At 71.0% G+C, this 9,505-nt stretch carries 8 protein-coding genes and 1 riboswitch; of the genes, 7 read left to right on the top strand and 1 reads right to left on the bottom strand.

Translation table 11 applies throughout. The features are described from left to right. Positions 1 to 175 precede the first annotated feature (175 nt). Complete coding sequence (locus FHT32_RS09445) at positions 176 to 1,897, bottom strand: ClcB-like voltage-gated chloride channel protein (protein WP_176664345.1); 1,722 nt, start codon at positions 1,895 to 1,897, stop codon at positions 176 to 178. Positions 1,898 to 1,951: 54 nt separating this feature from the next. Next, a riboswitch (cobalamin riboswitch) is annotated at positions 1,952 to 2,207 on the top strand. A gap of 97 nt (positions 2,208 to 2,304) precedes the next feature. On the opposite strand from FHT32_RS09445, the gene FHT32_RS09440 reads away from it, so the two are divergent. From FHT32_RS09440 to cobO, 7 genes are read left to right on the top strand one after another with little or no spacing between them, the layout of a single operon-like run. Next, on the top strand, positions 2,305 to 4,221 hold the full coding sequence (locus FHT32_RS09440; RefSeq protein ID WP_176664344.1) for a TonB-dependent receptor domain-containing protein: 1,917 nt from the start codon (positions 2,305 to 2,307) through the stop codon (positions 4,219 to 4,221). Beyond that, positions 4,206 to 5,633 (top strand): cobyrinate a,c-diamide synthase, encoded by a 1,428-nt coding sequence (locus FHT32_RS09435; RefSeq protein WP_371132151.1) that lies wholly within the window; start codon positions 4,206 to 4,208, stop codon positions 5,631 to 5,633. Before FHT32_RS09440 ends, FHT32_RS09435 begins: the two co-directional genes overlap by 16 nt. Continuing rightward, positions 5,608 to 6,210 (top strand): bifunctional adenosylcobinamide kinase/adenosylcobinamide-phosphate guanylyltransferase, encoded by a 603-nt coding sequence (locus tag FHT32_RS09430; RefSeq protein WP_176664343.1) that lies wholly within the window; start codon positions 5,608 to 5,610, stop codon positions 6,208 to 6,210. Before FHT32_RS09435 ends, FHT32_RS09430 begins: the two co-directional genes overlap by 26 nt. Continuing rightward, positions 6,207 to 7,082 carry an ABC transporter substrate-binding protein gene (locus tag FHT32_RS09425; RefSeq protein WP_176664342.1) on the top strand — a complete coding sequence of 292 codons (876 nt, stop codon included), beginning with the start codon at positions 6,207 to 6,209 and terminating at the stop codon, positions 7,080 to 7,082. Before FHT32_RS09430 ends, FHT32_RS09425 begins: the two co-directional genes overlap by 4 nt. After that, positions 7,079 to 8,107 carry an iron ABC transporter permease gene (locus tag FHT32_RS09420; protein WP_176664341.1) on the top strand — a complete coding sequence of 343 codons (1,029 nt, stop codon included), beginning with the start codon at positions 7,079 to 7,081 and terminating at the stop codon, positions 8,105 to 8,107. Before FHT32_RS09425 ends, FHT32_RS09420 begins: the two co-directional genes overlap by 4 nt. Next, the gene (locus FHT32_RS09415) at positions 8,104 to 8,889 is read left to right on the top strand and encodes an ABC transporter ATP-binding protein (RefSeq protein ID WP_176664340.1); all 786 of its coding nucleotides are present in this window, start codon (positions 8,104 to 8,106) and stop codon (positions 8,887 to 8,889) included. Before FHT32_RS09420 ends, FHT32_RS09415 begins: the two co-directional genes overlap by 4 nt. A 42-nt stretch (positions 8,890 to 8,931) precedes the next feature. Further along, entirely contained in the window at positions 8,932 to 9,501 is a 570-nt protein-coding gene (gene cobO, locus FHT32_RS09410) for a cob(I)yrinic acid a,c-diamide adenosyltransferase (protein WP_176664339.1), read from the top strand. The last annotated feature ends 4 nt before the right edge of the window (positions 9,502 to 9,505 follow it).

The following is a 9,505-nucleotide window of genomic DNA, read 5'->3' as shown; positions in this document are numbered from 1 at the left end:
GTGGCGCTGCGCCACCGCCACGTAGCTTTGGTTGCCTGCCTCGTAGTCTTGCACTACCGCCAGCTTGAACTTCTCGTCGTACTTCGCCATGAAAAACACCCCAAGGATTGGATCGGTGTCCAACTTTTGGGGTGCAGTTCAGATTCTGCGGCTTTGCCGTCCGCCGATCAAACCCTCAGGCTTCGCTCAGCCGCACGTAGGTGGCCAGCAGCGCGCTCTTGGCGACCACGCCCAGCAGCACCGGGTTGGCGGCGCTCTCGATCAGCGGCAGCCGCTCGCCCAGGTGGTCGAGAAAGCGCTGCAGCGCCTCGCCCAGTCCCGTGTCGGCGGTGACCGGCTGGATGGCCTGCGAGAGCAGGGCGCCGGCCGTCGTCTCCTGCGGTGCCGTGCCGAGCGACGAGAGCGGCACCACGCCGAGGTAACGGTTGTCCGCGTCCACCACGTACAGGTATTTGACGGGGTACTGCAGGAAGAGCCTGCTCATCGCCTCGCGGTCCGCCTGCGGGCCGACCACGGTTTCGGCCGGCTGCACCAGGTCGCGCATGTGCAGCCCGCGCAGGCGCATCTGGTCGTCGCGCTGGGTATTGCGGTGCAGCGTGATCTCGTACATCGAGCCCGCGTTGGCCGAGCGCGCCACGAAGTACGCGATGACGCTCGCGGCCATCAGCGGCAGCATGACCTGGTAGCTCAGCGTCATCTCGAAGATCATCAATATCGCCATCAGCGGCGCCTGCGTGGCACCCGCCAGGAACGCGCCCATGCCGACGATGGCGTAGGCAAACGGCGCCGAGCTCGCCGCCGGCCACAGCGCCTGCACGCCCTGGCCGAACAGCGCGCCGATCATGCAGCCGAAGAAGAGCGCCGGCGTGAACACGCCGCCCACCGCGCCCGAGCCGGCCGTTGCCATCGTCGCCACCGCCTTGGCGAGCAGCACCATCGCGATCAGCGTCCATGCCCAGGGCGTGTGCAGCACCGAATTGACCACGCTGTAGCCGTTGCCCCAGACCTCCGGCACCGGCACCGACACCGCGCCCATGACCAGCCCGCCCAGCGCCAGCCGCCACGGCAGCGCCATCGGCAGCCGCGAGAACAGCGCCCGGCTGCCCTGCAGCGCACGCAGGAAGCCCACCGCCGCGAAGCCCAGCAGCACGCCGAGCAAGCAGAACAGCACGACCTCGGTGCCGTGGATCTCCGGGAAGGGCGGCATCTTGTAAGGCGGCTGGTAGCCCGGCAGCGCCCGCATCGCGACGTTGGCGACCACCGACGCGATGATGATCGGCCCCACGCTCTCCATCGCGATGGAGCCCAGCACGATCTCCGCGACGAAAAAGGCGCCCGCGATGGGCGCGTTGTACGCGGCTGTGAGGCCGGCCGCCGCGCCACAGGCCACCAGCAGCCGCAGCCGCTCGGCCGGAAAGCGCAAGGCCTGCCCCAGCAGCGAAGAGGCCAGCGCCGCCAGCTGCACCATCGAGCCCTCGCGGCCGATCGAGCCGCCGGTGCCGATGCTCACCAGCGACGACGCGCTGCGCGCTAGCGTCTGCGCCACCGGAATGCGGCCGTCGCCGAGCACGATGGCTTCCATGTAGTCCGACGTGGCGCTGCGCGAGGCCACGCGCTTCGCGAGCACCAGCAGCAGCCCCGCCACGAGCCCGCCCACCGTGGGGCAGGCGATGCGCGCCCACCATGGCAGGTGCTTCGCCATGGCGACCAGCCCCTGGCCGGGACCGAGCACCAGGTGCTCGAAGGCGAGCAGCGCGGCACGGAAGAGCTCGGTCGCCAGCGTGCCCAGCAGCCCGGCCACGATGGACCAGAGCAGCATCGACTGCCAGCCCGATACACCGAAGAGCCGCTGCAGCGCCGAGCGAAGATTCAGGAAGACCGAGGCGGGCCGCATCATGGCCGTCGATGTTAGCGGCGCCGCAACTTTCGACTTAAGCCCCGTTGCCCAGCGCATAAAATCCCGCCCGTTGGTGCTCGCGCCGTGGTTCGCACGGCGCAGTTCAACGGGAAGCAGGAGTGGAAGCCCCGGTTCGTACCGGAACAAGGCCGAAGCCGCCTGCGCTGCCCCCGCAACGGTCAAGCAGACGGCGCCGCAAGGCGCCAACACCTTTCCATCGAGCCACTGGGCGCCCTGAAACAGGCGCCTGGGAAGGCGGCAAGGAGTCGTTCTGCCAGCCCGGATACCGGCCAACGAGGCGGCTGCCGCATGCGTCGAAGATCGATTGACGAACGCATGCGCGGCCATTGCGCCCAGGCGCCGGCGGGGAGGCCGGCCAGGGGTATTGACGTTCGTTCGCTTGATCCATGAATTCCCGTGTTTGCTCTACCCGCGGCCGCGCCCCTGCGCGCCGCTTCCGCCACGCCTGCCTGCCGCTGGCGCTGGTTTCCGTCTTCGGCGGCCTGGCCCATGCCCAGGAGGCTTCCACCCTGCGCGAGACGGTGGTCACGGCCAACCGCACGCCCCAGCCGCTGTCGGAGCTCGTGGGAGACGTCTCCGTCGTCGACAGCAACGCCATCGCGCGCAGCGGCGCGACCGGCGTGGCCGACCTGCTCTCGCGCCTGCCCGGCATCGAGATCTCGCGCTCCGGCGGCGTGGGCAACACCACCAGCCTGTTCATCCGCGGCGCCGAGACGCGCTTCACCGCCGTGTACCTCGACGGTGTGCGCATCGACTCGCAATCGACCGGCGGCGCCGGCTGGGAAGGCATTCCGCTGTCGCAGATCGACCGCATCGAAGTGCTGCGCGGCCCGGCCGCCGCGGTGTACGGCTCCGACGCGGTGGGCGGCGTGATCCAGCTCTTCACCAGGCGCGGCGAGGAGGGCGTGTCGCCCTACGCGGGCATCGGCATCGGAAGCTACGGCCTGCGCAGGATCGAAGGCGGCGTGAGCGGCAAGTCGGGCCTCTTCGACTACTCCTTCGGCGTGGCGCATGAAGAGAGCAAGGGCTACAACGTGCAGCCCGTGAGCAAGCGCAACGTGACCAAGGACGGCTTCACCAGCCCCGACCGCGACGGCTACAACAGCACCTCGGGCAACGTGAAACTGGGCTTCCAGATCACGCCCGACCAGCGCATCGAGGCCACGATGCTCGCCAGCGACATCAAGGCCGGCTACGACGTCTCCGTGCCGTACAAGACCAAGCCGCCGATCCTGTTCCGCGACGACGTGTCCAGCAACACGCTGCGCACCGCCGGCCTGACCTGGTCGGCCAAGTGGAACGACGTCTACAGCACCCGCGTGCAGGTGACCGACTCGCAGTCGGTCTACAAGACCCAGCCCTCGTTCTACCGCACCGAGACAAGGCTGCGCGGCTACCTGTTCCAGAACGAATTCCGCTTCGGCCCGCACCTCGTCACCGCCACGCTGGAGCGCCGCGAGGACGCCCTCGAAAACGCGCCCACCACCACTTCGAAGCTGCTCTCGCGCGACCGCTCGCAGAACGCCATTTCGCTGGGCTACGGCTTCGTGCAGGGCCCGCACTCGCTGCAGCTGCACGTGCGCCGCGACAGGGACAGCGAGTTCGGCGGCAAGACCACCGGCAGCGCGGCCTACGGCTACGCCATCACGCCGTCGCTGCGCTTCACGGCCTCGGCCGGCACCGCCTTCCGCGTGCCGACGCTGTACCAGCGCTTCAGCGAATACGGCCTGGCGACGCTCAAGCCCGAATCGAGCCGCAACCTCGAACTGGGCCTGCAGTACACCGAGGGCGCGACGCAGCTGGGCATCGTGGCGTATGCCAACCGCGTGCAGAACCTGATCGTGTTCGACGGCTCCGCCAAGGGCTGCGCCTCGTCCTTCGGCTGCTACGCGAGCACGGCCCGCGCGCGCTACCAGGGCGTGACGCTGTCGGGCAGCCACCGTATCGGCGACGTCACGCTGCGCAGCTCGCTCGACTTCCAGGATCCGCGCGACCTCGCCACCCACAACCTGCTCGTGCGCCGCGCGCAGCGCCACGCCACCTTCGGCGCCGACTGGCGCGTCGCAGGCTGGACGCTGGGCGCCGAGGTGCAGACCTCCAGCCGCCGCTACGACGATGCCGCCAACGGCGTCAAGCTCGGCGGCTACACGGTGCTGAACCTGTCGGCCACCACGCAGATCACGCGCGACCTCAACCTGGTCGCACGCGTCGACAATGCGGGCAACAAGGACTACCAGTTCGCGCGGCTGTACGCCACCGCAGGCCGCACCGCGTACGTCGGTCTCAAGTGGACGCCTCAATAAGCTCATCGCCCCCTCCGGACGGCACCGCCAGCGGTGCTGCGGCGGCTTCATGCGCCGCCGTGCTGGTGGCCGCCCCGGCCTCGGGGCAGGGCAAGACCACGGTCGCGGCAGCGCTGGCGCGGCTGCATGCGCGCCAGGGCCGGCGCGTGCGCGCCTTCAAGTGCGGGCCCGACTTCCTCGATCCGCACTGGCTGGCGCTGGCCACCGGCGCGCCGGTGCATTCGCTCGATCTCTGGATGACCGGCGAGGCCGACTGCGGCGCGCGCCTGCACGAGGCCGCGGCCGGATGCGACTTGCTGATCGTCGAAGGCGTGATGGGCCTCTTCGACGGCACGCCCAGTGCCGCCGACCTCGCGCAGCGCTTCGGCCTGCCGGTGCTGGCGGTGATCGACGCACAGGCCATGGCCGGCACCTTCGGCGCGCTGGCCTATGGGCTGCAGAACTTCCGCTCCGGCCTGCCGTGGGCTGGCGTGCTGGCGAACCGCGTGGCCGGCGACCGGCACGCGGGCATGCTGAAGGACGCGCTGCGCGATCCCTCGCAATGGCTCGGCGCCTTGCCGCGCGATGCGGGGTTCGCGCTGCCCGAACGGCACCTGGGGCTGGTGGCCGCCACCGAGCTCGGCGATGCGATGGCGAGGCTCGACGCGGTGGCCGACGTGCTGGCCGCCACGCCGCTCGGACGGATGCCGGTCGCCCGGTTGCCGCAGGTGCGCTTCGAGGCTCCCCCAGCCGATGAGGCGCAGGCCGTGCCGCCGGTGCTGGCCGGCCGCACCATCGCGATTGCGCGCGACGCCGCGTTCTCCTTCATCTACCCCGCGAACCTCGACGTGCTCACGGCACTGGGCGCGCGGCTGAGCTTCTTCTCGCCGCTCGCGGGCGATGCCTTGCCGGCCTGCGATGCCGTCTGGCTGCCCGGCGGCTACCCGGAGCTCCACGCGCAGGCGCTGGCAGCCTGCGAGCCGATGCGCGAGTCGCTCGCCGCGCACGTCGCCGCGGGCAAGCCGATCTGGGCCGAGTGCGGCGGGATGATGGCGCTGTTCGACGAACTGGCCATTCAGGACGGCGGGCAGGTCCACCGCCTCTGGGGCCTGCTGCCGGGCCGCGTGACCATGCAGAAGCGGCTGGCCGGCCTCGGGCCGCAGCAGCTCTCGCTCGGCGGCCATGTCCTGCGCGGCCACACATTCCACTATTCGAGCTGCGAGACGCCGCTCGTGCCCGCCGCGCACACTGCCCGGCCCGGAGCGACCCAGCCCGTGGGCGGGCGCGCCGGCGAAGCGCTGTACGTGCACGGGCCGGTGCGCGCGAGCTATTTCCATGCGTGGTTCGCGTCCAGTCCGCAAGCCACCGCGCGCCTTTTCGGCGCCATGCCCATGGAGTTGGAGAGCCATGCCGCATCAACCGATCAAGCCTAGGACCCAGGAGCACGAGTTCATCCTCGGCGGCCAGAAGAGCGGCAAGTCGCGCCGCGCCGAGCAGCGCGCCGCCGACTGGCTCGCCACTGATGCGCGCACGCGCCGCGCCGTGCTGATCGCCACGGCCCAGGCCTACGACGACGAGATGCTGGAGCGCATCGTGCGCCACCAGGCCGACCGCGCCGAGCGCGTGCCCGGCATGCGCACCATCGAGGAGCCGGTCGAGCTCGCGCGCGCCATCGTCACGCAGAGCACGCCAGAAACGCTGGTGGTGGTCGACTGCCTCACGATGTGGCTCACCAACCTGCTGATGCCGATGCCCAGCGAAGACGCCCGCCCCGTGACGCGCACCCCGGCGACGCACATCGCGATGCTGCTGGTCGCGCTGCGCGATGCGCCGGGCCCGGTGGTGCTGGTCGGCAACGAGATCGGCCTGGGCGTGATCCCGATGGGCCGCGAGACGCGCGCCTTCGTCGACGCTCTGGGCCGGCTCAACCAGGACGTGGCCGCCGCCTGCGGCCGGGTCACGCTGATGGCGGCCGGACTGCCGTTGAGCCTGAAGGCGCCCGCCGCATGAGCATGAAGAAGATCCGCAATCCGCTGGCGGCAATCGGCCTCGCCCTGCTGGCGCTCGCCGCACATGCGCTCGACGTGGTCGACGAGCGCGGCGTTTCGGTGAGCCTGCCGCAGCCGCCGCAGCGCATCGTCACGCTGCTGCCTTCGCTCACCGAGTCGGTCTGCGCGCTCGGCGCCTGCGACCGGCTGGTGGGCGTGGACCGGTACTCCAACTCGCCCGAGCAGGTGAAGGCGCTGCCGCAGCTCGGCGGCGGCATCGATCCGAACGTGGAGGCCATCGTCGCGCTCAAGCCCGATGCGGTGCTGCTGGCCAAGTCCTCGCGCGTCACGCAACGGCTGGAGGCGCTGGGCATGAAGGTGCTGGTGCTCGAACCCAAGAGCCACGCCGACGTGCGCCGCGTGCTCGACAAGCTCGACCAGGTGCTGGGCACGCACGAGGCGCCGAAGGTGTGGCGCGTGATCGACGCCAGCGTGTCGGCCGCCGCGCAGTCGGTGCCTGCGAGTGCGAAGGGCATGCGCGTGTACTTCGAGGTCAACAGCGCGCCATACGCGGCGGGCGAGTCGTCCTTCATCGGCGAGACGCTTTCGAGGCTCGGCATGAAGAACATCGTGCCGGCCTCGCTCGGCCCGTTCCCCAAGCTCAACCCCGAATACGTGGTGCGCGCGAACCCCGACCTCATCATGGTCAGCGTGCGCAGCGCGCAGGGGCTGGAGCAGCGGCCCGGCTGGGCCGGCATCCGCGCGGTGCGCGAGGGCCGCATCTGCCGCTTCAGTGCCGAGCAGTCCGACGTGCTCGTGCGCCCCGGCCCGCGCATGGACGAAGCCGCGCGGCTGATGGCGCAGTGCATCGCTGAAAAGGGCGGCAAGCGATGAACGCGGCTGCCGTCAGGCACACGGCTCATCTGCGCCGCGTACTGCTGCTCGGCGCCGGCCTGCTGGTGCTGGGCGCGGCGCTGATGCTGCTGGGCCTGGGCATCGGCAGCACCGGCTTCGAGAGCCTGTTCGCCGCGCGCCACGACCCGGTGGCGCTGCAGATCGTGTGGGACATCCGCCTGCCGCGCACGCTCGGCGCCTGGCTGGCGGGCGCGCTGCTCGGCTTGGCGGGCGCGGTGGCGCAGGGGCTTTTCCGCAATCCGCTGGCCGATCCGTACCTGCTGGGCAGCGCCTCGGGCGCCTCGCTCGGCGTGGCGGTGGCGCTGCTGATGTTCGGCGGTTCGGCCGCGAGCACGCAGTGGGTGATGCGGCTCGGGCTCACCGGCGCGGCCTTCCTGGGGGCGGTGCTCGCCGTGATGCTCACGCTGATGCTGGCGCGCGGCGTGCAGCAGACGCTGCGGCTGCTGCTGGCGGGCGTGATCGTCGGCGTGGTGCTCGGCGCGGCGAAAGACCTGATCACCATCGCCTCGGCGGACATCCTCCAGGCCATCCAGGGCTTCATCCTGGGCAGCACCGGCCTCGTCGGCTGGAGCGCCTGCGCGGTGATGGCGACGGTCGGCGCGGCCTGCCTGCTGGCGGGCTGGGCGCTGGCGCCGGTGCTCGACGGGCTGGCGCTGGGCGAAGCCACCGCGCGCAGCCTGGGCCTGCCGCTGGGCGCGATGCGCGCGGCGCTGGTGGTGGTGCTGGCGCTGGCCACCGGCGCGGCCGTGGCGCAGACGGGGCTGATCGCCTTCGTCGGCCTGGCGGCGCCGCACCTGGTGCGCTCGGTCGTCAAGACCACGCATGCGCGGCTGATCGCGCTGTCGGCGCTGATGGGCGGGCTGCTGCTGATGGCGGCCGACCTGCTGGCGCGCTGGCTGATCGCGCCGCAGGAACTGCCCGTGGGCGTGCTCACGGCCGTGCTGGGCGGCAGCTACCTGCTGTGGCTGATGCACCGGCGCAGTGCGCGTGGGGGCCTGGCATGAGCCGCAACGACACGCCTGCCGCGCTGGAAGCGCACCGGCTGAGCGCCACGCTCGGCGCCACCGAAGTGCTGCACGGCATCGACCTGAAGCTGCGGGCCGCGCGCTGGACCAGCATCGTCGGCCCGAACGGCGCGGGCAAGTCGACGCTGCTGAAGGCGCTGGCGGGGCTGCTCGCCCATCGCGGCGAGGTGCGGCTCTTCGGCGAGGCGCAGGACAAGGTGCCCGCCCACGTGCGCGCCCGCCGCCTTTCGTGGCTGGGCCAGAGCGGCACGGGCGAGGGCAGTGCGGACGACCTGATGGTCTACGACGTCGCCATGCTCGGCCGCCTGCCGCACCAGCGCTGGCTCGCCACGCCCGGCGAAGCCGACCGCGAGGCGGTGGAGCGCGCCCTGCGCAGCACCCAGGCCTGGGACTGGCGCGACCGCCCGCTGGGCCAGCTCTCCGGCGGCGAACGCCAGCGCGTGCTGCTGGCACGCGCGCTCGCCGTCGAAGCCGAGGCGCTGCTCATGGACGAGCCGCTGGCCAACCTCGACCCGCCGCACCAGGCCGACTGGATGCAGATCGTCCGCACGCTCGTGGCCGAAGGCCGCACCGTCGTCAGCGTGCTGCACGAACTGCCGATGGCGCTGGCCGCAGACGAGTTGGTGGTGATGAACCAGGGCCGCGTCGTGCATCACGGCGCCTGCGACGACCCGGCCACCCATGCCGCGCTGGAGCAGGTCTTCGACCATCGCATCCGCGTGCACCGCGTGGCGGACCAATGGATCGCTCTGCCGAAGTAACCGCGCCGCACACAGCAAAGAACACGACAGGAACACCTCATCATGCAGATCGAAACTCCCCCCAGCGAGAAGCCGTACGAGAAGCCCGAAGGCGAACGCCGCGGCCTCGTCATCGTCAACACCGGCGATGGCAAGGGCAAGAGCACGGCCGCCTTCGGTCTCGCATTGCGCGCCCACGGCCGCGGCAAGGCCGTGAAGATCTACCAGTTCATGAAGGTGCCGACCGCGCGTTTCGGCGAGCACCGCATGTTCGAGCAGATCGGCATTCCCATCGAGGGGCTGGGCGACGGCTTCAGCTGGAAGAGCCAGGACCTGGAGCGCTCGGGCCAGCTCGCGCGCGACGGCTGGGAGAAGGCGAAGGCGGCGATCCTTTCGGGCGAGTTCTTCCTGGTGGTGCTCGACGAGATCACCTATCCGCTGATCTACGGCTGGCTGCCGCTCGAAGGCGTGCTCGAAACGCTGCGCGCGCGGCCGAAGCATGTGCACGTGGCGCTCACGGGCCGGCGCTGCCCGCCGGAGATCATCGAGCTGGCCGACACGGTGACCGAGATGACGCTGGTCAAGCATGCCTTCAAGGCCGGCATTCCCGCGCAGCGCGGCATCGAGGACTGAAGGC

This window comes from Variovorax sp. SG517 (genome assembly GCF_013376045.1).
Taxonomy (GTDB): Bacteria; Pseudomonadota; Gammaproteobacteria; order Burkholderiales; family Burkholderiaceae_C; genus Variovorax.
The sequence above is the reverse complement of the archived record's forward strand: the minus strand, read 5'-3'. Positions and strand labels throughout refer to the sequence as shown.